41 protein-coding genes and 1 tRNA gene are annotated in these 25650 nt (G+C 63.8%); 27 read left to right on the forward strand and 15 right to left on the reverse strand.

The window, feature by feature from the left end:
• Positions 1-232: 232 nt before the first annotated feature.
• The 4 genes from ACSFC7_RS17440 to ACSFC7_RS17455 all read right to left on the reverse strand — a co-directional run bounded on the left by ACSFC7_RS17440 (position 233) and on the right by ACSFC7_RS17455 (position 3328).
• Positions 233-904, reverse strand: coding sequence for an HAD family hydrolase (locus ACSFC7_RS17440; RefSeq protein WP_436344096.1), 672 nt, complete (start codon positions 902-904; stop codon positions 233-235).
• Positions 905-1008: 104 nt separating this feature from the next.
• A complete protein-coding gene (locus ACSFC7_RS17445) occupies positions 1009-2367 on the reverse strand; it encodes a cation:proton antiporter (RefSeq protein WP_436344097.1) in 1359 nt (452 codons plus the stop codon).
• Between the two features lie 35 nt (positions 2368-2402).
• Positions 2403-2897 (reverse strand): cation:proton antiporter regulatory subunit, encoded by a 495-nt coding sequence (locus ACSFC7_RS17450; RefSeq protein WP_436344098.1) that lies wholly within the window; start codon positions 2895-2897, stop codon positions 2403-2405.
• A gap of 62 nt (positions 2898-2959) precedes the next feature.
• A complete protein-coding gene (locus tag ACSFC7_RS17455; RefSeq protein ID WP_436344099.1) occupies positions 2960-3328 on the reverse strand; it encodes a methylglyoxal synthase in 369 nt (122 codons plus the stop codon).
• A gap of 122 nt (positions 3329-3450) precedes the next feature.
• Here ACSFC7_RS17455 and ACSFC7_RS17460 point away from each other — a divergent pair, with 122 nt between their 5' ends.
• Complete coding sequence (locus tag ACSFC7_RS17460) at positions 3451-3876, forward strand: VOC family protein (protein WP_436344100.1); 426 nt, start codon at positions 3451-3453, stop codon at positions 3874-3876.
• Between the two features lie 84 nt (positions 3877-3960).
• Here the strand turns inward: ACSFC7_RS17460 and ACSFC7_RS17465 are convergent, their stop codons facing one another.
• Positions 3961-4245 carry a hypothetical protein gene (locus ACSFC7_RS17465; protein ID WP_436344101.1) on the reverse strand — a complete coding sequence of 95 codons (285 nt, stop codon included), beginning with the start codon at positions 4243-4245 and terminating at the stop codon, positions 3961-3963.
• Positions 4246-4514: 269 nt separating this feature from the next.
• Between ACSFC7_RS17465 and pyrF the strand changes: the two genes are divergently transcribed.
• A complete protein-coding gene (gene pyrF, locus ACSFC7_RS17470; protein ID WP_436344102.1) occupies positions 4515-5315 on the forward strand; it encodes an orotidine-5'-phosphate decarboxylase in 801 nt (266 codons plus the stop codon).
• 13 nt (positions 5316-5328) lie between these two features.
• Here the strand turns inward: pyrF and ACSFC7_RS17475 are convergent, their stop codons facing one another.
• Both ACSFC7_RS17475 and ACSFC7_RS17480 read right to left on the reverse strand, forming a co-directional pair.
• The gene (locus ACSFC7_RS17475) at positions 5329-5604 is read right to left on the reverse strand and encodes a hypothetical protein (protein WP_436344103.1); all 276 of its coding nucleotides are present in this window, start codon (positions 5602-5604) and stop codon (positions 5329-5331) included.
• Between the two features lie 6 nt (positions 5605-5610).
• Positions 5611-5790 carry a hypothetical protein gene (locus tag ACSFC7_RS17480; RefSeq protein WP_436344104.1) on the reverse strand — a complete coding sequence of 60 codons (180 nt, stop codon included), beginning with the start codon at positions 5788-5790 and terminating at the stop codon, positions 5611-5613.
• Positions 5791-6025: 235 nt separating this feature from the next.
• Between ACSFC7_RS17480 and ACSFC7_RS17485 the strand changes: the two genes are divergently transcribed.
• Entirely contained in the window at positions 6026-7630 is a 1605-nt protein-coding gene (locus ACSFC7_RS17485; protein ID WP_436344105.1) for a GTPBP1 family GTP-binding protein, read from the forward strand.
• A gap of 12 nt (positions 7631-7642) precedes the next feature.
• Here the strand turns inward: ACSFC7_RS17485 and ACSFC7_RS17490 are convergent, their stop codons facing one another.
• The 5 genes from ACSFC7_RS17490 to ACSFC7_RS17510 all read right to left on the reverse strand — a co-directional run bounded on the left by ACSFC7_RS17490 (position 7643) and on the right by ACSFC7_RS17510 (position 10335).
• Positions 7643-8038: a hypothetical protein gene (locus ACSFC7_RS17490; protein ID WP_436344106.1), complete on the reverse strand. Its 396-nt coding sequence runs from the start codon at positions 8036-8038 to the stop codon at positions 7643-7645.
• Between the two features lie 96 nt (positions 8039-8134).
• On the reverse strand, positions 8135-8362 hold the full coding sequence (locus tag ACSFC7_RS17495; protein ID WP_436344107.1) for a PLDc N-terminal domain-containing protein: 228 nt from the start codon (positions 8360-8362) through the stop codon (positions 8135-8137).
• Positions 8363-8603: 241 nt separating this feature from the next.
• Positions 8604-9113 carry a hypothetical protein gene (locus tag ACSFC7_RS17500; RefSeq protein ID WP_436344108.1) on the reverse strand — a complete coding sequence of 170 codons (510 nt, stop codon included), beginning with the start codon at positions 9111-9113 and terminating at the stop codon, positions 8604-8606.
• A 2-nt stretch (positions 9114-9115) separates the two neighbouring features.
• A complete protein-coding gene (gene mch / locus ACSFC7_RS17505) occupies positions 9116-10048 on the reverse strand; it encodes a methenyltetrahydromethanopterin cyclohydrolase (protein ID WP_436344109.1) in 933 nt (310 codons plus the stop codon).
• Between the two features lie 77 nt (positions 10049-10125).
• Complete coding sequence (locus ACSFC7_RS17510) at positions 10126-10335, reverse strand: heavy-metal-associated domain-containing protein (RefSeq protein ID WP_436344110.1); 210 nt, start codon at positions 10333-10335, stop codon at positions 10126-10128.
• 102 nt (positions 10336-10437) lie between these two features.
• Here ACSFC7_RS17510 and ACSFC7_RS17515 point away from each other — a divergent pair, with 102 nt between their 5' ends.
• Positions 10438-10881 carry a universal stress protein gene (locus ACSFC7_RS17515; RefSeq protein WP_436344111.1) on the forward strand — a complete coding sequence of 148 codons (444 nt, stop codon included), beginning with the start codon at positions 10438-10440 and terminating at the stop codon, positions 10879-10881.
• 61 nt (positions 10882-10942) lie between these two features.
• Here ACSFC7_RS17515 and ACSFC7_RS17520 read toward each other — a convergent pair whose 3' ends face one another.
• The 3 genes from ACSFC7_RS17520 to ACSFC7_RS17530 all read right to left on the reverse strand — a co-directional run bounded on the left by ACSFC7_RS17520 (position 10943) and on the right by ACSFC7_RS17530 (position 12781).
• Complete coding sequence (locus ACSFC7_RS17520; RefSeq protein WP_436344112.1) at positions 10943-11257, reverse strand: MTH1187 family thiamine-binding protein; 315 nt, start codon at positions 11255-11257, stop codon at positions 10943-10945.
• Between the two features lie 178 nt (positions 11258-11435).
• Positions 11436-11789, reverse strand: coding sequence for a HalOD1 output domain-containing protein (locus ACSFC7_RS17525; protein WP_436344113.1), 354 nt, complete (start codon positions 11787-11789; stop codon positions 11436-11438).
• A gap of 921 nt (positions 11790-12710) precedes the next feature.
• A tRNA-Gly gene (locus tag ACSFC7_RS17530) sits at positions 12711-12781 on the reverse strand.
• A 305-nt stretch (positions 12782-13086) separates the two neighbouring features.
• On the opposite strand from ACSFC7_RS17530, the gene ACSFC7_RS17535 reads away from it, so the two are divergent.
• The 23 genes from ACSFC7_RS17535 to ACSFC7_RS17645 are packed head-to-tail and all read left to right on the forward strand — an operon-like array spanning position 13087 to position 25650.
• Entirely contained in the window at positions 13087-13959 is an 873-nt protein-coding gene (locus tag ACSFC7_RS17535; protein ID WP_436344114.1) for a putative RNA uridine N3 methyltransferase, read from the forward strand.
• A gap of 4 nt (positions 13960-13963) precedes the next feature.
• Complete coding sequence (locus tag ACSFC7_RS17540; RefSeq protein WP_436344115.1) at positions 13964-14983, forward strand: 50S ribosomal protein L3; 1020 nt, start codon at positions 13964-13966, stop codon at positions 14981-14983.
• Between the two features lie 3 nt (positions 14984-14986).
• On the forward strand, positions 14987-15739 hold the full coding sequence (rpl4p, locus tag ACSFC7_RS17545; protein WP_436344116.1) for a 50S ribosomal protein L4: 753 nt from the start codon (positions 14987-14989) through the stop codon (positions 15737-15739).
• Complete coding sequence (locus ACSFC7_RS17550; protein WP_436344117.1) at positions 15736-15990, forward strand: 50S ribosomal protein L23; 255 nt, start codon at positions 15736-15738, stop codon at positions 15988-15990. Before rpl4p ends, ACSFC7_RS17550 begins: the two co-directional genes overlap by 4 nt.
• A gap of 2 nt (positions 15991-15992) precedes the next feature.
• Positions 15993-16715, forward strand: coding sequence for a 50S ribosomal protein L2 (locus ACSFC7_RS17555; protein ID WP_436344118.1), 723 nt, complete (start codon positions 15993-15995; stop codon positions 16713-16715).
• The gene (locus ACSFC7_RS17560; protein WP_436344119.1) at positions 16712-17134 is read left to right on the forward strand and encodes a 30S ribosomal protein S19; all 423 of its coding nucleotides are present in this window, start codon (positions 16712-16714) and stop codon (positions 17132-17134) included. The genes ACSFC7_RS17555 and ACSFC7_RS17560 overlap by 4 nt, the downstream gene beginning before the upstream one ends.
• A 7-nt stretch (positions 17135-17141) precedes the next feature.
• Positions 17142-17621: a 50S ribosomal protein L22 gene (locus ACSFC7_RS17565; protein ID WP_436344120.1), complete on the forward strand. Its 480-nt coding sequence runs from the start codon at positions 17142-17144 to the stop codon at positions 17619-17621.
• Positions 17621-18559 (forward strand): 30S ribosomal protein S3, encoded by a 939-nt coding sequence (locus ACSFC7_RS17570; RefSeq protein ID WP_436344121.1) that lies wholly within the window; start codon positions 17621-17623, stop codon positions 18557-18559. The genes ACSFC7_RS17565 and ACSFC7_RS17570 overlap by 1 nt, the downstream gene beginning before the upstream one ends.
• Positions 18559-18810, forward strand: a complete 252-nt coding sequence (gene rpmC / locus ACSFC7_RS17575) for a 50S ribosomal protein L29 (protein WP_436344122.1) — start codon at positions 18559-18561, stop codon at positions 18808-18810. The genes ACSFC7_RS17570 and rpmC overlap by 1 nt, the downstream gene beginning before the upstream one ends.
• Positions 18811-18829: 19 nt before the next feature.
• Positions 18830-19234, forward strand: coding sequence for a ribonuclease P protein component 1 (locus ACSFC7_RS17580; protein WP_436344123.1), 405 nt, complete (start codon positions 18830-18832; stop codon positions 19232-19234).
• Positions 19225-19662, forward strand: coding sequence for a 30S ribosomal protein S17 (locus ACSFC7_RS17585; protein WP_436344124.1), 438 nt, complete (start codon positions 19225-19227; stop codon positions 19660-19662). Before ACSFC7_RS17580 ends, ACSFC7_RS17585 begins: the two co-directional genes overlap by 10 nt.
• Positions 19662-20060, forward strand: coding sequence for a 50S ribosomal protein L14 (locus tag ACSFC7_RS17590; RefSeq protein ID WP_254524875.1), 399 nt, complete (start codon positions 19662-19664; stop codon positions 20058-20060). The genes ACSFC7_RS17585 and ACSFC7_RS17590 overlap by 1 nt, the downstream gene beginning before the upstream one ends.
• Before the next feature lie 4 nt (positions 20061-20064).
• On the forward strand, positions 20065-20421 hold the full coding sequence (gene rplX, locus ACSFC7_RS17595) for a 50S ribosomal protein L24 (RefSeq protein ID WP_436344125.1): 357 nt from the start codon (positions 20065-20067) through the stop codon (positions 20419-20421).
• Positions 20418-21167 carry a 30S ribosomal protein S4e gene (locus tag ACSFC7_RS17600; RefSeq protein WP_436344126.1) on the forward strand — a complete coding sequence of 250 codons (750 nt, stop codon included), beginning with the start codon at positions 20418-20420 and terminating at the stop codon, positions 21165-21167. Before rplX ends, ACSFC7_RS17600 begins: the two co-directional genes overlap by 4 nt.
• Positions 21164-21703, forward strand: a complete 540-nt coding sequence (locus ACSFC7_RS17605) for a 50S ribosomal protein L5 (RefSeq protein WP_436344127.1) — start codon at positions 21164-21166, stop codon at positions 21701-21703. Before ACSFC7_RS17600 ends, ACSFC7_RS17605 begins: the two co-directional genes overlap by 4 nt.
• Positions 21696-21884: a 30S ribosomal protein S14 gene (locus tag ACSFC7_RS17610; RefSeq protein WP_436344128.1), complete on the forward strand. Its 189-nt coding sequence runs from the start codon at positions 21696-21698 to the stop codon at positions 21882-21884. Before ACSFC7_RS17605 ends, ACSFC7_RS17610 begins: the two co-directional genes overlap by 8 nt.
• Position 21885: 1 nt before the next feature.
• The gene (locus tag ACSFC7_RS17615; RefSeq protein WP_436344129.1) at positions 21886-22278 is read left to right on the forward strand and encodes a 30S ribosomal protein S8; all 393 of its coding nucleotides are present in this window, start codon (positions 21886-21888) and stop codon (positions 22276-22278) included.
• Positions 22279-22280: 2 nt separating this feature from the next.
• Entirely contained in the window at positions 22281-22814 is a 534-nt protein-coding gene (locus ACSFC7_RS17620; protein ID WP_436344130.1) for a 50S ribosomal protein L6, read from the forward strand.
• Positions 22815-22817: 3 nt separating this feature from the next.
• Entirely contained in the window at positions 22818-23546 is a 729-nt protein-coding gene (locus tag ACSFC7_RS17625) for a 50S ribosomal protein L32e (RefSeq protein ID WP_436344131.1), read from the forward strand.
• Positions 23539-23988: a 50S ribosomal protein L19e gene (locus ACSFC7_RS17630; RefSeq protein WP_436344132.1), complete on the forward strand. Its 450-nt coding sequence runs from the start codon at positions 23539-23541 to the stop codon at positions 23986-23988. Before ACSFC7_RS17625 ends, ACSFC7_RS17630 begins: the two co-directional genes overlap by 8 nt.
• A complete protein-coding gene (locus ACSFC7_RS17635) occupies positions 23988-24536 on the forward strand; it encodes a 50S ribosomal protein L18 (RefSeq protein ID WP_006088317.1) in 549 nt (182 codons plus the stop codon). Before ACSFC7_RS17630 ends, ACSFC7_RS17635 begins: the two co-directional genes overlap by 1 nt.
• On the forward strand, positions 24533-25186 hold the full coding sequence (locus tag ACSFC7_RS17640) for a 30S ribosomal protein S5 (RefSeq protein ID WP_436344133.1): 654 nt from the start codon (positions 24533-24535) through the stop codon (positions 25184-25186). Before ACSFC7_RS17635 ends, ACSFC7_RS17640 begins: the two co-directional genes overlap by 4 nt.
• The gene (locus ACSFC7_RS17645; RefSeq protein WP_436344134.1) at positions 25183-25650 is read left to right on the forward strand and encodes a 50S ribosomal protein L30; all 468 of its coding nucleotides are present in this window, start codon (positions 25183-25185) and stop codon (positions 25648-25650) included. Before ACSFC7_RS17640 ends, ACSFC7_RS17645 begins: the two co-directional genes overlap by 4 nt.

A 25650-nucleotide genomic window follows, 5' to 3' on the forward strand; every position in this document is an offset into this window, starting at 1 on the left:
ATACCGGCGGCGTCTAACAGGGCGGACGCTTCTCGAGTCGTGACGGCCCGACGCAGGCGGTCGACTTCGGTGAGTGAAGTCGGTAGACGAAGGTGAACGCGTTGGACCGGTCGGCGACCGCGTCGTAGCTGTCTTCCTCCTCGGAATCGACGGCGAAGAGCGAGCGCTGACGGACAGTCTCTCGACTGGCTTCCTAAAACGGTAGTGAAGCCCCGAAACGAGGCGTCGTCCCCTACGCGACCGGAGAATCGCGCGCTTCGAGGATCGACGGCAGTTCCGCGGCGATGGTCGACTGGTCGACGTGATCGATGGCCCGCGGATCGGGCTCGGGGCCGTCCTCGAGGACCACCTGTACGGCGTCCAGTCCGGCGTCCGTTGCCCCGTGGATGTCGGCCCGAACCTCGTCGCCGACGTAGACGGCGTCCTCGGGGTCGACGTCCAGTTCGTCGACGATGGCCTCGAACGCGCGACGGTCCGGTTTTCCGGCCTCGAGTTCGCCCGTCACGAGCGCCGCGTCGAAGGCGCGTTCCCAGCCCAGCGTCGCGATTTTGTCCCGTTGGGCTCGGACCGGGCCGTTTGTGAGCAGTCCGACGCGGTACTCCCCTCGGAGGCCCTCGAGCATGGCTTCGACGCCCGGCAACGGCTCGAGCGACGCCGCGATCGTCTCGCGGTAGGCGTCGGCGACGGCGGCCGGGTCTACGTCCGTCTCCCGATCCTCGAGCAGGTCGGCGAAGATGGGCTCGCGCGTCTCGCGGGTGAGGTTTCGCCGGTGGGCCTCGAGGTAGGCGTCGCGGCTCAGGGCCGGCGCGCCGGCTTCGGCCGCGGCCTGCTGAAGGATCGTGGATCGGTCCTGCGTGGGCACGGCGAGCGTGTAATCGAGGTCGAAGACGACCGCCCGTGGCATGGAAGTCACGGGGTGCTCGAGGAGGTTGAAGCTATCCCTTCTGTGCGAGCAGCGAAAACGGGGCTGTCGTCACCGAAACCGATACCGTCGGCTGCGTCCGCCGGTCAGTCGTCGCTCGGCTGTGGCGTCGCGTCGGAGCGACCTTCGAGTCGCGGCACGACGACGGACTCGATCTTCCCGGAGTACTGCATGAACGTGGTGCCGAGAATGCTCATGAACAGGACGTAGCCGACGGCGAAGGCGTAGATATCGTTGGCGACGCCCTCCGCGAGTCCGGTGCCCGCCCCGGCGAGTGCGATACTCGCGATGATGAGCGAGAACTCGCCGCGGGTGGACATCCCGAGTCCGACCCGGAGCGATCGACGTTCGTCGAGGTCGTAGATCCGGCCACCGAGGTAGCCGCTGACGAACTTCGTCGGGGTCGTCGCCACTACCGCGACCGCGATGAGGCCGGCGACGCCGAAGAACAGCGACGGATCGGTGCCGAGACCGATCCAGAAGAAGAAGATCGCCGCGAAGGTGTCCCGGACCGGCTCGAGCAGATTCTCCAGGTCGTGGACGTGTTCCGTCGAGGAGAACGCCATGCCGACGAAGAAGGCGGCGACGGCCTCGCTGACGCCGATGGAGAGCGCTACACCCGAGATCAGCACCGTGATCCCGAGCGCCCGTAACACGATGAACTCGTGCGTGTCGGTCTCGAGGCTGCGCTGAAACCACTCCGTGCCGAAGTAGACCAGCACGAGGAGGACGAGGATGAAGCCGATCGAGACGCCGATCTGGCCGAGCGCCTCGGCGATATTCCCGCCGCCGAGAACCAGCGCAGTCGCGATCGCGAGGTAGACGGCGATAAAGAGGTCCTCGAAGACCAGCGTCCCGAGCATCGCGTCGGACTCGTTGTTGGCGATCCAGCCGAGATCGATCAGCGACTTCGTGATGATCGCGCTCGAGGAGATGTAGACGATTCCGGCGGTGAGGAAGGCCGGGAGGAACGACCCGAAGAGCGCCCACCCGAGGACCAGTCCGGTCCCGAAGTTGATCGCGAGGTCGACCGCTCCCGCCTTCCCGATCCGCTCTTTCGACGCGATGAGTCGGTCGAGGTTGAACTCCAGGCCGAGGAAGAACAGCAGGAGGACGATCCCGATCTCGGCGCCGGCGTGGATGAAGTCGGTTCCGGCGAGCGACAGCGCCGCGAGTTCGGCGAAGAGATCGGAGCCGAGGACCGTGATTTCGGATTCGAGGACGAGGTCGAAGCCGACGAACGCGGCTCCGTCCTCGAGAACGGTCGCGATACGCTCCGCGATCGACGGGAGCGCGCCGAGGACGTGTTCGCCGAGGAGCATACCGATCACGATATAGAACGGGATCACCGATTGGCCGATCCGGTTCGCGACGAGACCGGCCAGCGCGACGGCCGCGAAGAGGACGCCGACGTCGATCAGGGCGGTCGATTCAGCAGCGGCCACTCGCGGTCACCTCCGACAGAATACTCATCGACCGACTACGCTCCGTTATCGGCTCCGAGAAGGGTTTCGAACTCCGCACAGTCCTCGCGATCCCCGATGACGACGAGCGTATCGCCGACCTCGAGGACCGTCTCCGGTCCCGGCGACGAGATCAGGTCGCCGTCGCGCTGGATCGCGACGATCGAGACCCCCGTCCGTTCCCGAACCTGCGCGTCAGCGATGCTCAGACCGGCGATCTCGGCGGCATCGGTGACGTTGTACCACTCGAGGTAGGTCTCGTCGGAGAGCATCGTCTCGACCTGCTCGGTCTGGACGGGCTGGAAGTACGCACCCTCCAGAATCGTCCCGATCTTTCGAGCGAGTCGGTCGGACGCCTCGAACACCTTTTCGCTGTCGGCGTCCGCGTCCGCTTTCGTGTAGACTTCCCGTTTCCCCGTGTTGTGGGTCACGATGACGAGTCGCTCCCCGTTCTCGAGTTCGACCTCGTACTTCTTTCCGACGCCGGGGAGGTCGCTCTCGTAGATAGTCATACTCGAACCGTCGGAGGCGGCGATAATAAATGGCGTGACACGGGTCGTGACGACGAGCGGTGTCAGTCCGCGAGTCCCTCGATCAGAAACTCCGCGGAGGCGAGGTTCGTCGCCAGCGCGGTGTCGTGAACGTCACAGATCCGCAACAGCGCCGAGATGTCGGGTTCGTGGGGCTGGGCCCGAAGCGGATCCCGGAGGAAGACGATTCCGTCGAGGATCCCCTCGGCGACCTCCGAGCCGATCATCAGATCGCCGCCGAGCGGTCCGGACTCCTTGCGTTCGATCTCGAGGTCGGTCGCCTCCATCAGTCGCTTGCCGGTCGTCCCGGTCGCGATCAGGTCGTACTCGCGCAGTTGCCTCTCGTGAGTCCGTGCGAACTCGATCAGTTCCGACTTCTTCTCGTCGTGGGCGATGAGTGCGACGCGAGTCATACCCGACCATCGATTTGGACGGGGATAACGATACTCCCCCGAATCCGTCGGGTCGACCACACAGCCGCTCGCCTCGAGCGTCGGCCGAACGTTTTTCCTGCGTGCTCGCCCGATTGCTTCCCATGGCAAACACGGAACTCAGTGCCCACCACGTGGGGATCACCGTCAGCGACCTCGAGGAAACGCTGCCGTTCTATCGCGACGTGCTCGGTCTCGAGGTCGCCGACCGGTTCAGCGTCGGCGGCGACGCGTTTTCGGAGGCCGTCGGCGTCGAGGACGCTCGCGGCGAGTTCGCTCACCTCGAGGCGGACGGGATCCGGATCGAACTCGTCGAGTACGACCCCGAAGCGCGCGGTTCGCCGGCCGCGGGGCTCAACCAGCCCGGGGCGTCACACGTCGGCCTCTCCGTCGACGATCTCGACTCCTTCTACGCGGCCCTGCCCGACGACGTGTCGACGATCAGCGGGCCGCGAACGACGGAGACCGGGACCTCGATCGCGTTTCTTCGTGACCCGGAGAGTAATCTGATCGAAGTACTCGAAGCCTGATCCGGACGCCGCGCTCGCGGGGCTGCGATCGAATCGAGAGGATCGCGGTCCGAACGGACGGGTGGACGTCAGTCGCGGCCGACGCTAGGGACGAAGGGGCGAGGATTCGAGCGTCGACGACACCTGCTCGACGTCCTCGTCACAGCTCGTACAGCTGTTCTTCTCGGAGTCGATGTAGACGTTTCCGCACGTCGAGCAGTGAAAGAGATTTCCGGGCGCGTCCGGATTCGTCGGTCGCTGCTCGGCTGCCGACTCGTGCTCGGCGGCGTCGTCCGCCGTTGCGTTCCGTCCGGCGAACAGCGTCGAACGGATCCGATCTCGAAGACGACCGAGACGCGAGTTAGATTTTTCGTTGGTTCGAATAGCCATACTGTAGTCGACGATTATAGTACCGAAGTACCTGATGTCTAAAGTATTTGGAGGTAGCTCGCCTCGGGATCGCCCGGTCTCGAGTGGCAACTGGCTACTGCGCTCGAGTGAACCCGTATAACGCCTGAATTGGGCGTATCAGTTGCTGTATGTGGTGCCTGTTAACAGGAGAGCCCACTCCGAAACGGGAGAACCTACTCCGAACTATCAACGCTCTGACTCCCTCGGGGATAGCAACCTTTTCGACCACCGCAGAACCACTCGGAGGTATGAACTTCTTCGATCGGCTGCACGACCGCATTCGGACGGTTGACAGCGTCGTCAGCGTCGGTCTCGATCCCGACCCGTCGCGTATCCCAGACCACCTCCAGGACTACGACCTCCCACGCTGGGCGTTCAACCGGCGGATTATCGACGCGACGCACGAACACGCCGCGATCTACAAGCCAAACGCCGCATTCTACGAGGACCCCGACGGCTGGCGTGCACTCGAGGAGACCATCGCGTACGCGCACGGAAAAGGCGCCCCGGTCCTTCTGGACGCCAAACGAGCCGATATCGGGAATACGACCCGTCAGTACGCCCAGATGCTCGACACGGTGGACGCGATCACGGTCAACCCCTACATGGGTCGTGACTCCCTGCAGCCGTTCCTGGCGGACGAGGAGTCCGGCGTGTTCGTCCTCTGTCGGACGTCGAACCCCGGCGGTACCGACCTGCAGGACCTCGAACTCGAGACCGGCGAACCCCTGTACGAGCGAGTGGCCGCGCTGGCCGACCTGTGGAACGAGAACGACAACGTGGGCCTCGTCGTCGGCGCGACGAAACCCGAAGAACTCGAGGAGTTGCGCGAACGGGTTCCCGACCTTCCCTTCCTCGTCCCCGGCGTGGGTGCTCAGGGCGGCGACGCCGAGGCCGCGGTCGAGTTCGGTCTCGCGAACGGCGTCGGCCTGATCAACTCCTCGCGCGGGATCATCTTTGCGGGAGAAGACGACGGAGAACAGTTCGCGAACGCGAGCGGGCAGGCCGCAAAGCGACTGAAAAAGCGGCTCAATCGGTATCGCGACTGATCGCGGCTGCTACTCAGTCGGTGCTTTCCCCCGTCGTCCCGCCACAGTCGAGACCGACGACGCGTCCGGCGATCCGTCCCTCCACGGACCGACCGAGCAGTTCGACTTCGACGGGGTCGGTCGGCGGTCGCTCCTCGAGTAACGCCAGTCCCTCGACGACGGCGACGTCCATCGGACTCGAGTCGCGCGGGTGCTCGGCGACGAGCGTTCCGTCCCGCTCCTCGAGCCGAAGACAGAACTGCTCGCCGACACCGAGCGCTTCGTCGAGGAAGTTGCGGATGGACGTCACGGGAGCTCAGAACCGGTGGATGTCGACGTCGTCCGACTGGCGACTCGGATCCGCCTGTGCGGCGCACTCGACGCACAGCTCCTTCGGATCCTCGAAGTGAACGTCACACGCGAGCGTGCCGCAGTTCGCACACCGTTTCTGGGCCGGCCGTGACTCACAGATCTGACAGAGGCCACTGACGCTCATAGGAAATATAGCGCCTCGAGTGACTTGAAACCGAGGCTGGAACGATCCAGCGTCGCCGGAGCCGACGCCGGCGCGTTCACGAGTAGCGACCGATCCGTTCACTTCCAGGAGTAAGTCGTTGTAATTCGAAGATCGCCCCTTTCGGTATCGATGGAGTTTCGCTATTCGACACAGTCGTGATGTATGTTAACAATGTACGGGAAGGTTTTTGCCATGTGAGCAGCTACCGGACTACATGAGCCGTGACCGGGCTCTCCTCGAGCGAGCCCTGGACCGTGGTGAACAGGACGGTGGCAACGTCGAGTTCAAGGAACGACTGTCACGTGACGTTCACCTCGAGGGTGGGCGCCGAGAGAGTTTGGCCGCGCAACTGCGCCATCGGCTGCTCTCCGGAGACGGCGAGGCGACGTACGTCCTCGGCGTGACGGACGACGGCGGACTCGCCGGCATCGATCCCGACACCTTCTCCGAGACGATGGACGTCCTCTCCTTGCTGGCCGAAGAGGCCGACGCACACATCGACGACGTCCAGACGTGGGGTATCAACGACGGGCTGGTGGGCCTCGCCCAGGTGCAGGAGGGCGGCGTCCTCGAGACGGACGACGAACACGTCGTCGTCGGCACGGCGGGCCACGTCGACCACGGGAAGAGCACGCTGGTCGGCTCGCTCGTGACCGGCAAACCCGACGACGGCGACGGTGCGACGCGCGCCTATCTCGACGTGCAACCCCACGAAGTCGAGCGCGGACTCTCCGCGGACCTCTCCTACGCCGTCTACGGGTTCGAGGACGACGGTAGCCCGGTTCGGGTCGGCAACCCGAACCGGAAGGCGGACCGTGCAGCAGTCGTCGAGGAGGCCGACCGGCTCGTTTCCTTCGTCGACACCGTCGGCCACGAGCCGTGGCTCCGCACGACGATCCGCGGCCTCGTCGGGCAGAAACTCGACTACGGTCTGCTCGTCGTCGCCGCGGACGACGGTCCGACCCGTACCACGCGCGAACACCTCGGCGTCCTGCTCGCCACGGATCTCCCGACGATCGTCGCGATCACCAAGACCGACGCCGTCGACGACGAGCGCGTCGAGGAGGTCGAACGCGAGGTCGAACGCCTGCTGCGCGAGGTCGAGAAGTCGCCGCTGCGCGTCGCTCGCCACGGCATCGACGCCGCCATCGACGAGATCGGCGAACGGGTCGTCCCGATCGTCGAGACGAGCGCCATCACGATGGACGGCCTCGACACGCTGGACGAACTGTTCGACCGACTGCCGAAGACCTCCCAAGACACCGGCGAGTTCCGGATGTACGTCGATCGGAGCTACTCGGTGACCGGCGTCGGCGCGGTCGCCTCCGGGACGGTGATGTCCGGCGAGGTCGAGGCCGGCGACGAACTCCTTCTCGGACCGATGCCCGACGGCCGGTTCCAGGAGGTCGAGGTCCGCTCGATCGAGATGCACTACCACCGCGTCGACAAGGCCCAGGCCGGCCGCATCGTCGGCATCGCGCTGAAAGGCGTCAAGGAGAGCGCCATCGAGCGCGGAATGGTCCTCTTACCCCGCGACGCCGACCCCGATCCGGTTCGGGAGTTCGAGGCCGAAGTCATGGTGCTCAACCACCCGACTCGGATCGGCGACGGCTACGAACCCGTCGTCCACCTCGAGACGATCGGCGAGGCCGCCGCATTCCACCCCGACGACGGCCGCCTCCTGCCGGGCGATACCGGCGAAACCACGGTCCGATTCAAGTTCCGGCCGTACCTCGTCGAGGAGGGCCAGAAGTTCGTCTTTCGCGAGGGTCGGAGCAAGGGCGTCGGGACGGTGACCGAGGTCCACCCGATGGACTGATTGGTTCCGTTTTCACTCGGATTCGGCGCTCGAGATCGTCCCCACCCCGATCGGCGACGAGCCGGTGATCGTTCCGCCCAGCGTGACCGCGTCGGGTTCCATGAACAGCACCGTCTCGTCCGGCATCGAGACGTCCGTTCGAATCTGCCGGTCGAGAAAGTCCATGGACGCGGCTTCGGGGCCGTACTCGACGAGTCCGCGTTCCATCTCGCGGCGGGTGTTGAGACTCATGTAGAACTCACAGTTCGCGTGATCGGTGTGGTTCCCGAGGCGACGATACACTGCCTGACAAACGTCGACGGGATCGGTTCCGGTCGCGTTGACGATCGTGGTCGATTCGGCGGTCGACTCCTCATCGCTGCGTATCGACGCGACGATTGCTCGAAAGTTGAGCGCGCGGTCGGTCATCGAGTACGACGTCGAGCGCGAGCGGGTAAAATCGGCCGGTCGAGCCTCGAGCGGCCGCGGACCGGCAGTCGTTTCGCGAGACCGGTGATACCGGCGCTAAAATTCACGCCTGCGGGCGTTTCGTCCGAGAAGAAAGTACAGGACGAGTCCCAACAGCGGCGCGAGGAAGACGACGATCGCCCAGAGAAACGCGGGGTGGTCGCTGTTTTGCTCCGCGTCAGTGTACACCCACACGACCATTGCGAGAAAGATGACCGTGAAGACGATGAAGAAGAGAAAGGCGAACGCGGCACCACCTTGTTGTAGTACGACATTCTCGAGCATAGGATAATGCGGGAAAGCGACTACAAAATACTTTTTGGTACCCAATCGCGACCGCAAACTACCTCGAAAACGGGTTGTCGACGGCGTCGCCGGACGAATTCCCCGTCGAGTCGGTACACCCGCTCACGAAACCGGAGGATGCCAGGCGGGCCATCAACTCCTCGCGGGGAAACAGCCTCTCCGACTCCTCGTGGAGCGTTACCAGTGGCCGGGTGCACCGAAGCGGAACCTGCAGTGACAGCTACCTGTACCGACCGTCGTCGGTTCGTTCTCCGAGTCCCAACAGCGCCGCCCACTCGAGCAGACGGTGGACGCGAACGCCGTCATCGAGCCGATTTCGACCGACGTTGCTCCGACGGTCGGAAGCGGTCGACTGCTGATGAAATTCGGCAACGACCTCCTCGGTGGACAACGGCGTCTCGGCCCGCTCGAGTATCTCGAGTACCGAATCCACCCCGTAGACGCGGGCGCGAAATGCCCGCTGGAGTCGGTCTGAATCCGGCGACGCCCCGTCAATCACACCTTCAGCGCCCGAACACCGACGATAGCCCGCCGGGTCCGCCGTCACGAGTTCGAGCGCTCGCAGAAAGGTGAGCCAGGTCTCGGCCTCGCTTCGGGTCTCGAGGTGTGTCTCCGCTAAGAGATGCTGACAACAGTCGTCGACGGCTCCGGCCCTCGTGGGAACGGCCTCGAGAATCGGCCGGATAGCCTCGATATTGCTCGGCGGTTCGGGAACCGGTTTGAACTGCACGGTTACAGGTCGAACGACTCGACGAGCAGTTCCTCGTCGGTTTCACCGTGGACGTACGTCGGTCCGCCGATCACGTCGACCGTCACCTTCGCGGGCGCGAAGAGATCCGAGGGGACCTCCGAGAACTCCCACTCGAGGTCGTCGAAGATCTCGCCGAACGGCCGCCCGTGACCCTCTGCGGCCGTCGACGGCACCGAATCGAAGACGTCGGCGTCCTCGCGGACCGTGAGGTGGGCCGTCCCGCCGTAGGCGATGGCGTCGTTCGTGCGGGCGATCGCCGTCTGTTCGTCCTCCGCGACGGGGGCGACCGGCGCTCGGCCGGTCGCCGAAACGACGTCCAGCGGGTCGTAGCCCAGTTCCGAGAGGCGGAACGTCGCCAGTTCGGCCGTCCGGGCGGCGTTCGTCACGCTCCCGACCAGACTCGCGGTCGGATAGGCCAGCAGGAAAACGCCGCTGGTCTCGACCTCCGCGAGGTCCGCGACGTGTTCGGCCGCGGCTTCGGTCGGATCCTGATCGGTCTCGACGGCCAGCGCCGTCAGATCGAAGGCGTCCGTGTAGCCGACGCGGTGGAACTCCTCCTCCTCGGCGACGAGCGCTCGGGCGGGGCCGCTGCCCAGCCCCTCGAAGTCCTCGGTCATCACTTCCCAACCCGCCTTCTGCGAGCAGAGCAGCGACAGGGCCGGCTGATCGGTCGACAGTTCGACGAACGGGATCGGCGCGTCACCGATCTCGCCGAGTCGGTGACTCGGGGTCGCCATCCCCGCCGTCTGAATCTCCGTCAGCAACAGTCCGGCTTCGATTCCGCCGTCGAATTCGAGGCCGAAGTCGAGTACGGACGCCTCGTTCTCGAGATCGTAGCCGCCGATATTCAGCTCCTCGGCGTACTCGAGGGCCTCGTCGACCAACTCGATCGCCATCCGGTTGAGACTCTCCATAGCCACTGGTTCGCTCTCCGTCGTAAAACAGTTTGGTAGTTCGCGCTCCCGGCTATCGGAACCGCTGCCGGCGTCTCTCAGGCGGCGACCTCGTAGCCGGCCTCTTCGATCGTCCCGCTGATCGTCGCCTCGTCGACGGTCGCCTCGTCGTGTTCGACGCGAACCTCGTTCCCCTCGTGGTCCGCCGTCACGGACGAGACCCCCTCGATCGCTTCGAGCGCCTCGGTTACGTTCGCCTCACAGCCGTCACACGCCATGCCGGTGACCTCGAGTGTCGTTTGTTCCATACGTGTACATAGGCTCCCGTAACGAGTAGAACGTTCCGACTTCTTCTCCCCGCACGGGTTTCGACGGGTGGTTTGATATGTGACCGGGCTGTTCGTTTCGCCATGTACACCGTACTCGTCCCGATCGACGACCACGCGGAACGAGTGAACGCACAGGTCGAGGCCGTTCTCGATCTCCCGAACGCGGCGGACGACGTTACGGTCGAACTCCTGCACGTCCGAACGGAACTCGAGTTCGCCGACAGCGACGACGACGTGGAGATCGGGACGATCCGATCCGATATCGGGGCCGACGAGATCGACGACCTGGTCGAGACGGTCTCGCTGGCCGTCGACGAACTGGCGGACGCCGGCGTCGACACCACGGTACACACCGCGACCGGCAACCCCGCCGCGGCCATCGTCGACGTCGCCGACCGGTTCGGCGTCGACGAACTCGTCGTTGGCGCCCGCCGCCAGTCACCGGTCGGCAAAGTCCTGTTCGGCAGCGTCGCCCAGTCCGTCATCCTCGACACCGATCGCCCGGTCAAAGTCGTTCCCGCCTGAGACGACGTCTTCGCTCGCCGACTCGCTCGAGCACTGGATTGCCGACGTATGATCTTTGCCGTTACTCGTCTTTGTTCGTCGCCGGCCGACCCAGTTGTTCCTCGACGGCCTCGACTTTCTCCGACGCAGCCGTGTCTCGATTCCGTTTGTCGTCGATCTTCAACACGGTGCTGACCCGATCGTGGTCGACCGCCTCGTGGGCAGCCTGCGCGGCCGCGAAGAGTTCCCCGATGTCGTCCGTCTCGATTACCGTGCCCATCGGATTCGTCTCGTACTCGACGTCGTACGCCTCGAGCGCGTCGACGGCCTTCGCGATCTCGCCAGCCATGCTGTCCTCGGTCACCGGTGCGACGCTCAGTAGTCCGATTACCGTCATGAGTACGCCGACGACGCGAAGGCCCCTAAATTCGTTCCATGCGGATTTCGGGTCTCCGGTCCGTCGGCGTGTCGCGAGTCTCCGCGTTTCGGCGGCTCACGGCGTTCCGGAACTGTGGCTCTCGAGCGTGGAAAAACGGGGAGTAGAGATCAGGGACCGGAACGGACAGGAGCCGTGATCAGTTCGGCTGGCCGGGACGGCTCGTCTCCGTCGGCGGGTAGACGATAACGTCGCCGTTCGCGTAGACGTACACCTCGTGCTCGAGTGCGGTGAAGGCGACGTGGCCGCCCGAGCGTTCGGTGCCGTCAGCCTTCTTGCTGAACAGGCGGTCGAGGGCGTCCGGGTCGACGCTGTCGTAGAGGGAGAACTCGCCCTGGGAGACGTCGGTGTCCGCGATCGAGGCGATGGCGTGGACGATCGTCGTCGTAATCGTCGCCGTGCCGTCGCCGTCGTGGTGGAAGACGTAGCGATCGTTGGTCTGGTCGTACTGGAGGTCGTTTGCGTCGTCGGTGGTAGGGAGTTCAGTTTGCATTGCTAAATCACGAGTTCAATTGTCCATTGCCCCGTAGCAAGCCACGCTATAAAAGCCAATCGCAGGCGGTATTGGTTACTGATTTTGACCCAAAAGCCGTGATAACTGTCCGTGCAGTCGAATAGTGAGCTTAAACGATCATTCAGCTATTCGAATAGCTCTGTTCCCCTGCCAGTCCAATCACCTGTTACCGATCGTCAGGGGGACCATATCGAGCCCAGTGTCGAACGTCGTGCCGGTGTTTTCGGCCCTGTCACAGGCTGGTAGTGCTCTCGGGCCGATTCGAAATCTCGACGCTACGTCCCCGCTTGCGTGACTCACAGCGACGCAGTAATTGGTCGTTCACGGTCTCGATGGCCGCGTTCGTCCGTCGATTGCGTTCTCGAGGTGTCGGGTTGGGCTTGAGGATCGGTCGTCAGAGATTGGCGCTGGCTGGGATTTGAGCCGCGCCTGAGGACCTGTTCGCTTCGCTCGCAGAACCTCAGTCTGACTCGAATTCAGGGCGACTTCACGGTCCACGGGTGACGAGCGCACGCTACGCGGTGCTCGTCGAAGTTGTTCGCCATAGCAGTATGTTGGCTGGAATTTGAACCACGGTCAGACGTTCGCCTCGCTTCGCTCGGCGCTGCGACTGACCTAATTCAAATCCAGGGCGACTTTCTGAATTCAATACGTACTCGCAACACGCTATCGCGGTTGCTCGTGGATTTAAATTCAGAGAAGTGCGCTGGCTGGGATTTGAACAACGCGAAGACACTCCGGGTCGCTCACTCCGTTCGCTTCGCAGTCGTCGGCGCTTTGCGCCGACTGCTCGAGGGATCGGAGATCCCTCGCTGGCTGTGACTTCTCTCGTTCGAATCCAGAACAATTTTTGGGCGAACGGACTCCTCGCTTCGCTCGTCGTCGTTGTTTATCGAAAAATGCGCTGGCTGGGATTTGAACCCAGGTTGTGACCATGGCAAGGTCACGTGATACCACTACACTACCAGCGCCCTGCTGCACTCTATTCTACACCCGGAGGGATGTATAAGGGTTGCGAATCGACCCGGCATCGGCATGCCGGCACATAACGATGACCGACCGCCTGCTATCGGTTCTCGAGTCCACGCAGGCAACCCAACTAGCCCGTTATCCCCGAAACCAGTATATAATTATCACCGATCACGAGTGTGTCGCTGTAACACACGAATTCGAGGGTGTGAGCCGTTCACAGCCGGAATCGAATCCGCTATCCTTTTAAGACCTTGACCGCAACACATCGCTACAGTCTAGTGACGCGGCGCCGAAGCGTTTCGGCATGACCGTCAGCATACTCGTCCCGTCGTCGCTCACCCGTGAAGCCGAGGACAAACGCGAGGCAACTCGCAAACTCGGATACGTCGCCCGCGCGGCGACGATCTTCCGGGCCGATCGCCTCGTCGTCTACCCAGATCGGGAGGGCGAAACCGGGCGATTCGACGGCGGGTTCGTAAGCACCGTCTTGCGGTACGCCGCAACGCCGCCATACCTCCGCAACGAGGCATGGGGGATGCGGGACGAACTGGAGTATGCGGGCATCCTGCCGCCGCTCCGCGCCATGTCACAGACCGGCTCCGAATCTACCGGTTCGGGGTCGTCAAGACAAGGAATCGTGACCGAGGTCGGACCTGAAGGGCGCGTCCGGGTCAATTGCGGCTTGCAACACCCGATCTCCCTCAACGTTCCTCCAGCAATGGAGGTCGAGGAGGGGGAGCGCGTGACCGTCAGGATCTCTTCGCGACGACCGGTCCGGGCGAAACTCGTCGACGATCCCCTTCCGGGACTGTCGGTCGAGCGGACGGACCTCTCCGCAGCACTCGGCCGTGAGGACGCCGGCGTCTGCATCGCCGCCTCCCGATTCGGTGAAGAGCTCACCGTCGGGCGGCTCGAGACGCTGGCCGGACGCACCGAACGCGATGGGATGACCGTCGCGTTCGGGGCGCCCGAACGAGGGCTGCCGGATATCCTCGACATCGAGGCTTCCGCCGTCGCCCCCGCGGATGGAACGGGCGACGCGGACGACGGAGTCGAACCCACTGCCGATCCGGGGTTCGACCTCTGGCTAAATACGGTTCCGGACCAGGGAAGCGAGGTCGTGCGAACGGAGGAGGCTCTGTTCGCGACGCTCGCTCCCCTCTCACTGAGAGAGTGATAGAATGCCACAAGCAAACTCACCACGCAAAGGCTCACTCGGGTTCGGCCCACGACAGCGTGCGACCAGCGAGGTCCCACGCTTTAACTCGTGGCCGGACGACGACGGACAGCCAACGCTCCAGGGCTTCGCGGGCTACAAGGCCGGCATGACCCACGTCGTCATGGTCGACGATAAAGCGAATTCGCCGACCGAGGGGATGGAACAGACCGTTCCCGTGACGATCGTGGAGACGCCGCCGATGCGCGCGGTCGCACTGCGAGCGTACGAAGCAACGCCATACGGCATGAAGCCGGTCACCGAGGTTTGGACCGATGAGTTCGTTTCCGAACTCGATCGCGTCCTCGACGTCCCCGGTGATGATTACGACGCCGACGCCGCCGAAGACGAGCTTCGGGGCTACCTCGAAGAGGGACGCGTCGACGACGTTCGCGTCATCACGCACACGGTTCCGGGGGACGTTCCCTCGATGCCGAAGAAGAAACCGGACGTGATGGAAACGCGAGTCGGCGGCGGCTCCGTCGAGGACCGCGTCGACTTCGCGCTCGAAACCGTCGCAGACGGTGGCGAACACGTCATGAACGACGTGTTCCGCGCGGGCGAGTACGTCGACGCAAGCGGCGTCACCAAAGGGAAAGGGACCCAAGGCCCCGTCAAACGCTGGGGCGTCCAGAAACGCAAGGGCAAACACGCCCGGCAAGGCTGGCGCCGCCGCATCGGGAACCTCGGCCCCTGGAACCCGTCCCGCGTTCGGTCGACGGTCCCCCAGCAGGGGCAGACCGGCTACCACCAGCGGACGGAACTGAACAAGCGCCTCGTCGACATCGGCGACGGCGCAGACGCGACGGTCGACGGCGGCTTCGTCAACTACGGCGAAGTCGACGGGCCGCACGCGCTGATCAAGGGCTCGCTCCCCGGGCCGAACAAGCGTCTCGTACGCTTCCGCCCGGCGATCCGACCCGGAGACCAGCCGCGCCTCGATCCCGAGGTACGCTACGTCTCCACCGCATCTAACCAGGGATAACACATGGAAGCAACAGTACGAGACCTGGACGGCGACGACGCGGGCTCGATCGAGCTCCCGGCGGTCTTCGAGACCACGTACCGCCCGGACCTGATCGCCCGCGCCGTTCGCGTCGCCCAGGCAAACCGAAAACAGGCCTACGGTGCCGACGAGTTCGCTGGCATGCGCACGCCCGCGGAGTCGTTCGGTAGCGGTCGCGGGATGGCTCACGTTCCACGTCAGGACGGACGCGCACGACGCGTTCCCCAGGCGGTCAAAGGACGGAAGTCGCACCCGCCGAAGGCCGAGAAGGACCAGTCCGAATCGATCAACACGAAAGCGAAGAAACTCGCCGTTCGCAGCGCCATCGCGGCGACGACGGACGCCGACCTGGTCGCCGAACGCGGCCACCAGTTCGACGACGGCGCGGAGATTCCCGTCGTCGTCTCCGACGAGTTCGAAGACCTCCAGAAGACGCAGGAAGTCGTCTCGTTCCTCGAGGCCGCCGGCCTCGCGGACGACATCGAACGCGCCGACGAGGGTCGGAGCGTCCGATCCGGACAGGGGAAAGCCCGCGGCCGGAAGTACAAGACGCCCACGTCGATTCTGTTCGTCACCTCCAGTGAATCCGGCCCGTCCCGTGCGGCCCGGAACCTCGCTGGCGCCGACGTGACGACGGCTGCAGAGGTCAACGCCGAAGAGCTCGCACCCGGTGCACAGCCGGGTCGACTGACCGTCTGGACCGAGAGCGCACTCGAGGAGGTGGCCGACCGATGAGTTCGATCATCGAACACCCCCTCGTGACGGAGAAGGCGATGAACGACATGGACTTCGAGAACAAGCTCCAGTTCGTCGTCAACCCCGACGCGGCCAAACCCGAAATCCGGGAGGTCGTCGAGGAGCGCTTCGACATCACGGTCGACGACGTCAACACGCAAGTGACGATGAAAGGGAAAAAGAAAGCGATCATCAAGCTCTCCGAGGACGACGACGCGCAGGAAGTCGCCTCGCGAATCGGGGTGTTCTGAGAATGGGACGACGCATTCAAGGACAACGACGCGGTCGCGGTGGCCCGACGTTCCGCGCCCCGTCGCACCGATACAAGGCGAACCTCGAGCACAAGAAACAGGAAGACACTGACCTCGTTCGCGGGACGGTCGTGGATATCGAACACGACCCAGCGCGATCCGCGCCGATCGCGGCCATCGAGTTCGAGGACGGCGACCAGCGCCTCGTCCTTGCACCCGAAGGTATCGCCGTCGGCGAGGAGATTCAGGTCGGCGTCTCCGCGGAGATCAAGCCGGGCAATACGCTGCCCCTCGCTGAGATCCCCGAAGGGATTCCGGTCTGTAATATCGAGTCGAACCCAGGTGACGGTGGCCGCTTCGCCCGAGCCTCGGGGACCAACGCGGACCTGATCACCCACGACCGCAACGCTGCGGTCGTTCAGCTTCCGAGCGGCGAGGTCAAACGCCTCGATCCGCAGTGTCGAGCCACCGTCGGCGTCGTCGCCGGCGGGGGTCGAACTGAGAAGCCGATGGTCAAGGCAGGGAACAAGTATCACAAGATGAAGGCACGAGGCACGAAGTGGCCTCGCGTCCGCGGTGTCGCGATGAACGCCGTCGACCACCCGTTCGGTGGCGGCGGCCGACAGCACCCGGGCAAACCCAAGTCCGTCTCGCGGGATGCCCCGCCGGGACGGAAGGTGGGTGACATCTCCTCGCGTCGTACCGGCCGAGGTGGAAACAAATGAGTCAGGAGTACCGAACCGGCCGCGAAGGTGAGTTCACCTACCGCGGCTACACGCTCGAGGAGTTGCAGGATCTGGACATCGACGAAGTTGCAGAACTGCTGCCCGCTCGAAAGCGGCGAAGTATCGAACGCGGTCTCTCCGTCGAAAAGCAGAAGCTGCTCGAGGAAGCCCGCGAGAAAGAAGAGGAGCAGACGGCGAACGCGCCGATTCGAACGCACCTGCGGGATATGCCGATCCTGCCGGAGTTCGTTGGCCTGACCTTCGAGGTCTACAACGGACAGTCGTTCGAGCGCGTCCGCGTCGAGCCCGAGATGATCGGACACTATCTCGGCGAGTTCCAGCTGACCCGAACGTCCGTCGAGCACGGACAGGCGGGGATCGGTGCGACTCGCTCCTCGAAGTTCGTCCCACTGAAGTGATCATCGTATGGGAATCAACTACTCAGTCGACGCCGACCCGGACGCCACCGCGAAAGCGATGCTTCGGGAGCGTCACATGAGCCACAAGCACAGTAAAGAGGTCGCTCGCGAACTGAAGGGCCGAACCGTCGCAGACGCACAGGCCTTCCTTCAGGACGTCATCGACGAAGAGCAGTCCGTTCCGTTCAAGTCGCACAACACCGGTGCGGGTCACCGCTCCGACATCGACGGCTGGGACGCAGGAAAGTACCCCGAGAAGGTCTCGGGCGAGTTCCTCGACCTGCTCGAGAACGTCGCGGCGAACGCGGACCACCAGGGCTTCGACGGCGAATCGATGGAGATCGTCCACATCGCCGCCCACAAGGTCGGCGAATCGGTCGGTCGCAAGCCCCGCGCAATGGGGCGTGCCTCGGCCTGGAACACGCCGGAAGTGGACGTCGAAATCGTCGTCGAGGAAGTCGACGAAACAGCGGAGGACGATAACTAATGGCTGACGAACACCAATTTATCGAAAACGGCCTTCAGCGGTCCCAGATCGACGAGTTCTTCCAGGAAGAGCTCGGCCGCGCGGGCTACGGTGGTATGGACGTCGCCAAGACGCCGATGGGTACGCAGATCGTCCTCAAGGCCGAAAAGCCCGGGATGGTCATCGGCAAAGGCGGCGAGAACATCCGGAAGGTCACGACGGCGCTCGAGGAGAAGTTCAACCTCGAGGACCCGCAAATCGACGTGCAGGAGGTCGACGAACCCGACCTCAACGCACGCATCGTCGCGGACCGACTGGCCAACGCGCTCGAGCGCGGCTGGTACTTCCGGAAGGCCGGTCACACGACGATCGACCGGATCATGGAAGCCGGCGCGCTGGGCGCCGAGATCGTCCTCTCCGGGAAGGTCACGGGTGCACGCTCACGCGTGGAGAAGTTCAACCGTGGCTACATCAAACACAACGGCGAACCCGCCGAAGAGGTCGTCGACCACGGACAGGGCGTCGCAGTGATGAAACTCGGTACCATCGGGGTCAACGTCAAGATCATCCCGCCGGGTGCCGAGCTGCCCGACGACTTCGGTGTCCACGAAGATATGGACCCCGCAGAGGTCGTTCCCGACGCCGTCGAGGCCAACGAGGCCGAGGGTGTCGAGGAGCTCCTCGAGGGCGAACCCGACGAGGCCGAGGCCGCCGACGAGGGCGTCGAAGCGTCCGCCGAGGACGCCGTCGAGCCCGAGACCGATCTCGAGGAAGAGGACGTCGAAGAGGTCATCGAAGCGGAAGTCGAGGCCGACGAGGAAGATGTCGACGTCCCCGACGAGTCCCCGATCGAAGAGGACCTCGACGAACTCGAGGAAGACGTCGAGGCCGAAGCCGAAGAACTCGTCGCGGAGATGGACGAGGAAGAAGCGGACGAAGACGAGGGAGGTGACGCCTGATGGCGATCCTCCACGTCGAAGAAGTTCGCGACATGACGCCCGCCGAACGCGAAGCGGAACTCGAGGAGCTCGAGACGGAACTGCTGAACCAGAAGTCCGTCCTCGCCGCCGGTGGTGCCCCGGAGAATCCGGGTCGCATCGGCGAACTGGGCCGGACGATCGCCCGGGTCAAGACGATCCAGCAGGAAGAAGACGACCTCGAGAGCGAGACGTCGGAGACATCTCGAAACGAAGGCGGCGAAGCCGCCTGAGACGAAGCGTAATTCAACAATGGCACTGACACCCGAGACCCTACCGCGACACGAACTCAACGGACTGCCCGTCCGCGTCGTCGAGAGCGACGACGCCTCACGGGTCGGCCTCGAGGGCCGCGTCGTCATCGAGACGACGAACACCCTTTCGATAGAAGTTCGGAACGACGGCGAGTCTCGGGTGCTGATGGTGCCGAAGTCGGGCTCGACGTTCGAGTTCGCGATCACAGATGAAGCCGCCGACCTCGAGAAGGGGTCGGGGACTGCGTCCAAACTGGCCGATACTCAACCTGGGGCAGCCGAGCAATCGGATGGCCCGGACAGTGCTGGCGAGGATGTAGCCTACGTTACGGTCGATGGATCGCGGCTGCTCTCACGACCCGCCCGACGCACGGAAACGAATGGTGACTCACCATGGCAATAGGACTAGACGTTGAAACCCCTCCGGAACCCGAAAACCCGGAGGAATACGACTACGAGACGTGTCCGTTCTACGGCGACCTCCCCGTTCGAGGACAGATCCTCGAGGGACAGGTCGTCTCGACGGACATGGACAAGACCGTAGTCGTCGAGCGAGAGTACGACGTGACGGTTCCGAAGTACGACCGTCAAATGAAACGTCGCTCGCGCATTCCGGCACACGTGCCGGGCGTGCTCGAGACGCTCTCGGTCGGTGACACGGTCAAGATCGCAGAGACCCGACCACTGTCGAAGACGAAATCGCACGTGGTCGTCGAAGTAACCGAAGAAGCGACTGCAGAAGACGTCGCTGAACTCACTGGCGAAGCGGAGCCAGACCCACAGCTCTCGGCTGAAGACCTCAGTAACGAGAACGACGAGGGTGATGAGTGATGGAGGCACTGAAAGCCGACGTCACGCAGGGACTCAAGAAGGGGTCGCTGGTCACGTGTGCCGACAACACCGGCGCACGTGAGCTGAAGATCATCAGCGTCGCGGGCTACCACGGCACCAAGAACCGCCAGCCGAAGGCGGGGATCGGTGACAAAGTGACCGTTTCGGTCACCAAGGGTACCCCCGAGATGCGCCGCCAGGTCCTCGAGGCCGTCGTCGTCCGCCAGCGGAAGTCGATCCGCCGGCCCGACGGCACGCGCCTGAAGTTCGAGGACAACGCGGCGGTCATCATCGACGAGAACGAAGAGCCCCGCGGCACGGAGATCAAGGGGCCGATCGCCCGCGAAGTCGCAGAGCGCTTCGGAGCAATCGCCTCTACCGCAACGATGATCGTATAGAACTATGAGCGAACAACCAACCAAACAGCGAAACGAGACTGCGCGTGCGCCGCTGCACAAGCGGCAGAAGCAGCTCCACGCGACGCTGTCCGACGAACTCCGCGAGGAGTACGACACCCGTCGAACCCGCGTCAACGCGGGGGACACGGTCGAGGTCATGCGCGGAGACGACGCCGGCGAAGAAGGCGAAGTCCTCCGTGCGATCCTCGAGGATGGAACCATCCACGTCGAGGGTGTGACGGTCGAGACGGCAGACGGCGAAGAAGTGCCGCGGCCACTCGCCCCCTCGAACGTCCGTATCACGGACCTCGACCTCGAGGACGAGCGTCGTGAAGCACGCCTCGAAGGTGATAGCGAATGACGAAACACCAGAAACGACTGTCAGTACCGAAGTCCTGGCCGGTCGAGCGCAAGACGGAGACCTTCACGGTCAAAGCCGGCGCTGGACCACACGGTAAGGACGGCGTCCCGCTCGTCGTCTTGCTGCGGGACGTACTCGGCTACGTCGACTCGAAGAAAGAAGCACGATACGCCCTCTCCGAGGACGCGATCCTCGTCAACGGGGAACCGATCAACGACGAACAGCGCCCGATCGGCATGTTCGACATCGTTGCGTTCCCCGGCCGAGAGGAGTACTACCGCGTCTTCCCCGACGAAGGCGGTCGGCTCGCGCTGACCGAAATCGACGAGGACGCCGCCGGAAGCCGCCTCGGCAAGATCGAGGGCAAACAGCAGGTCCCCGGTGGGGACACGCAGCTGTCCCTCCACGATGGCACGAACGTCATCGTCGACGACGGCAACGAGTACAACTCGAGTGACTCGATCGTCGTCGACAACGAGGACAAGTCCATCGTCGCTCACTTCCCGTTCGAAGAGGGTGCGCTCGTGACGGCCGTCCGTGGCAACCACGGCGGCAAGATCGGCGAGATCGACGCGATCGACATCACGCCGGGCAGCGGCCCGAACACGATCGGTGTCGATACGGACGACGACGGCTTCGAAACCATTCAGGAGTACGTCGTCGTCATCGACGAGAACTTCACGGGCGACGCGGACGCGTCGGAAGACGCGACCGGTGAAACCGCGAGCACGGGTGATGACGAATGAGCGAAGCTGAAGCCGGCGAGTTCCACGAGATGCGCGAACCCCGCGTCGAGAAAGTCGTCGTCCACATGGGCGTCGGCCGCGGTGGCCGCGAACTCGGGAAAGCCGAAGACATCATCGAGGCGGTTACGAACCAGCAGAGCGTTCGAACCCAGGCCAAACGGACCGAACCCGACTTCGGTATCCGTCAGGGCGATCCGATCGGGACGAAGGTCACCCTTCGTGGCGAGGACGCCTACGACTTCCTCGAGAAGTCCCTGCCGCTCTCGGAACTCTCCGCGAAGCAGTTCGACGACACCGGCAACTTCAGCTTCGGTGTCGAGGAACACACGGAGTTCCCGAGCCAGGAGTACGACCCGAACGTCGGGATCTACGGGATGGACGTTACCGTCAACCTGGTCCGTCCGGGCTACCGCGTGGCCAAGCGCGACAAGGCCAACCGGTCGATCCCGTCGAACCACCGACTCACCCCCGAGGACGCCATCGCGTTCCTCGAGGCGAACTTCGACGTGAGCGTGGAGGAGGCAGACGATGAGTGAAAGTGAAACTGACGTAGAACGCGAGCGCACGGGCGAACACGCCGCAAAGCGCACGGGACAGGAAGCGGCCTGCCAGCGCTGCGGCCGCAAACAGGGGCTTGTCGGCAAGTACGACATCAACCTCTGTCGCCAGTGTTTCCGCGAGATCGCTCGTGACATGGGATTCAAGAAGTATCGATAACATGACCGGAAACGATCCACTCAGCAACGCGCTCTCGGGGCTCGACAACGCCGAGAGTGTGGGTCATCTTACCCACGAGGTAACGCCCGCCTCGAACGAGATCGGCAGCGTACTCGAGGTCTTCTACGACCGCGGGTACATCGACGGCTTCGAGTACGTCGACGACGGTAAAGCCGGTCAGTTCGAGGTCGAATTGAAAGGAGCGATCAACGAGTGTGGCCCCGTCAAGCCCCGCTACGCCGCAGGTGCCGAAGACTTCGAGAAGTGGGAGAAACGCTATCTCCCCGCTCGGGACTTCGGTGCGCTCGTCGTGACGACGAGCAGCGGTATCATGAGCCATTACGAGGCTCGTGAGCAGGGGATCGGCGGCCAGGTGATCGCATACGTCTACTAACCATGCGAGTCGAACTGGAAATCCCCGAAAACGTATCCGTCGAGATCGACCACCTCGACGTGACCGTCGACGGTCCAGAGGGTAACGTCACGCGACGTCTCTGGTACCCCGACGTGTCCGTCGAACTCGAAGACGACACTGTAGCGATCGAAAGCGACAACGAGGACGCGAAAACGAACGCGACCGTTGGCACCTTCGAGAGCCACATCCGCAACGCCTTCCACGGCGTGACCGAGGGCTGGGAGTACAAGATGGAAGTCTTCTACTCTCACTTCCCGATGCAGGTCCGCGTGGAGGGTGACGACGTCGTCATCGAGAACTTCCTCGGCGAAAAGGCACCGCGACGTACGACTATCCACGGTGAGACCGACGTCTCCGTCGACGACGAACGGCTCGTCCTCTTCGGTCCGAACAAGGAGGACGTCGGCCAGACGGCGGCGGACATCGAGCAGCTGACGCGCGTCAGCGGCAAGGACACCCGCGTCTTCCAGGACGGGGTCTACATCACCGAGAAACCCGCCAAAGGAGGTGCCTGATAGATGGCAGACGAAACCAACGCGGCCGAAGACGAGCCCCAGGAGCTCGAGGACATCAGCGGTGTCGGCGCGAGCAAGGCGGAAGCCCTGCGCGACGCCGGCTTCGAGTCCATCGAGGACGTCAAAGAGGCTGACCAGGACGACCTGGCCGAAGCCGAAGGTATCGGGAACGCACTCGCGGCCCGTATCAAAGCCGACGTCGGCGATCTCGAGGTCTCCGAGGAGACCGACGCCGAGATCGAAGACGAAGGCGTCGACGAAGAAGAGCCGGACGAAGACGTCGAGACCGAACTGCAGCCCCGCGGGCTGACCGAGAAGACGCCCGAACTCTCCGACGACGAGGAACGACTCCTCGGCCGACGGAAGAGCGAAGGGAAACCGCAGTTCAACCGACAGGACTACCACAAGAAAAAGCGGACGCCGGAATCCTGGCGCCGCCCGCGTGGACAGCTGTCGAAGCAGCGTCGCGGTGTCAAAGGCAAGGGCCCGAAGGTCCAGGCCGGCTTCCGCACGCCCGAAGCCGTGCGAGGGAAACACCCCAGCGGCTTCGACGAGGTCTACGTCGAGAACACGAACGACCTCGAGGGCGTCGACGGCGACCGCGAAGCGGTCCGAATCGCCTCCTCGGTCGGCGCGCGAAAGCGCGAGCGGATCGAAGAGGAAGCCGAGGAACAGGGCGTTCGCGTCCTGAACCCGACCTACGAAGAAGTCGAGGTGGAATCAAATGACTGATCTGAGCGCACAGAAGCGACTCGCAGCCGACGTCATGGACGTCGGTCAGAACCGCGTCTGGCTCGACCCCGACGCCCAGTCAGAGATTGCCGAAGCGATCACCCGTGACGAGATCCGCGAACTCGTCGACGAGGGTCGCATTCAGGCCGACGACGCCTCCGGTAACTCTCGCGGCCGCGCCCGTGAGCGCAACGAGAAGCGCGCGTACGGCCACCAGAAGGGCCCGGGCAAGCGCCGCGGCAAGAAGGGCGCACGCCAGAACGAGAAAGATGAATGGCAGAACAAGATTCGCGCACAGCGACGGAAGCTGCGTGAACTCCGCGACAAGGGCGAGCTGACGCCCACGCAGTACCGACAGCTCTACAATAAGGCTGGCGGTGGGGAGTTCCGGAGCGTCCAGTACCTGTTGAACTACATCGACGAAACCTACGGTGACCAATAATGGCGACAGGACCACGATACAAGGTACCGATGCGGCGTCGCCGTGAGGTCCGGACGGACTACCACCAGAGGTTGCGCCTGCTTAAATCGGGAAAGCCCCGCCTCGTCGCTCGCAAGAGCAACAAGCACACTACGGCGCAGCTGATCACTCCCGGACCTCAGGGAGACGAGACGCTCGCAAGCGCACACTCCAGCGATCTCGAGGAGTACGGCTGGGAAGCCCCGACAAGCAACATCTCCGCGGCCTATCTGACCGGCCTGCTGGCCGGTAAACGAGCCGTCGACGCCGGACTCGAGGAAGCGGTCCTCGACATCGGTCTGAACACGGCCACGCCCGGAAACAAGGTGTTCGCAGTGCAGGAGGGCGCGATCGACGCCGGTCTCGAGATTCCGCACAACGATAGCGTGCTCGCAGACTGGTCGCGTACCCGCGGCGAACACATCGCCGAGTACGCCGAACAGCTCGACGAGCCGCTGTACAGCGGGGAGTTCGACGCAGCGGATCTCCCAGAACACTTCGACGAGGTACGAGAGGCGATTCTCGAATGAGCAACTACAACGACAGCGGATGGGAACCCGTCACCCGTCTCGGTCGGAAGGTCCAAGAGGGCGAAATCGACGACATGGAGACCGCCCTCGCCTCGGGACTCCCACTGAAGGAACCCGAGATCGTCGATCAGCTCCTTCCGGGGCTGGACGACGAAGTGCTGGACATCAACATGGTCCAGCGGATGACCGACTCCGGACGACGCGTGAAGTTCCGGTGTGTCGTCGCGGTCGGTAACCGCGACGGCTACGTCGGCTACGCGGAAGGCCGAGACGATCAGGTCGGCTCCGCCATCCAGAAGGCGATCGGTATCGCGAAGCTGAACATCATCCAGGTGCCACGCGGCTCCGGTTCCTGGGAGGACCGTTCGGATCGGCCACACTCGCTGACCCGGAACACGACCGGCAAAGCCGGTTCCGTCGAGGTCGAGGTCATCCCCGCCCCCGAAGGGCTCGGACTGGCCGCGAGCGACACCGTCCGTCACGTCCTCGAACTGGCCGGCATCGAAAACGCCTGGACCAAGAGTCACGGCAACACCCGAACGACCGTGAACCTCGCGAAGGCGACGTTCAACGCACTCGAGAACGCTTCGCAGTCGCGCCAACCCCAGCAACACGGCCGAGAAGACGAAGCCGAGGTGGCTGATCAATGAAAGCGATCGTGCAGGTACGCGGTGAGGTAAACCGCAATACCGATATCCAGGACACCCTGGAGATGCTCAACATCCACAGCGTCAACCACTGTACGCTCGTCCCCGAGACGGACGCCTACCAGGGGATGATTTCGAAGGTCAACGACTACGTCGCCGTCGGCGAACCGGACGCCGACGTCCTCGAGACGCTGCTCGAAAAGCGAGCGGAGCCCCTCGAGGGCAAGCAGGCAGACGTCGACGAGGAGTGGCTCGCCGAGAACACCGACTACGACGAGTTCGGTGGACTCGCCGAGGCACTGCTCGACGAGGAGACGACGCTGCGCGAGCAGGGTCTGTCGCCGACGCTTCGACTTCACCCACCACGAGGTGGCCACGAGGGCATCAAGAAGCCGACTGCCGAAGGCGGCCAACTCGGAAAGCATACAACAACGCAGATTAACGACCTGCTAGAATCGATGCGATAA

The sequence above is a fragment of the Natronorubrum halobium genome, from assembly GCF_051351675.1.
GTDB lineage: Archaea > Halobacteriota > Halobacteria > Halobacteriales > Natrialbaceae > Natronorubrum.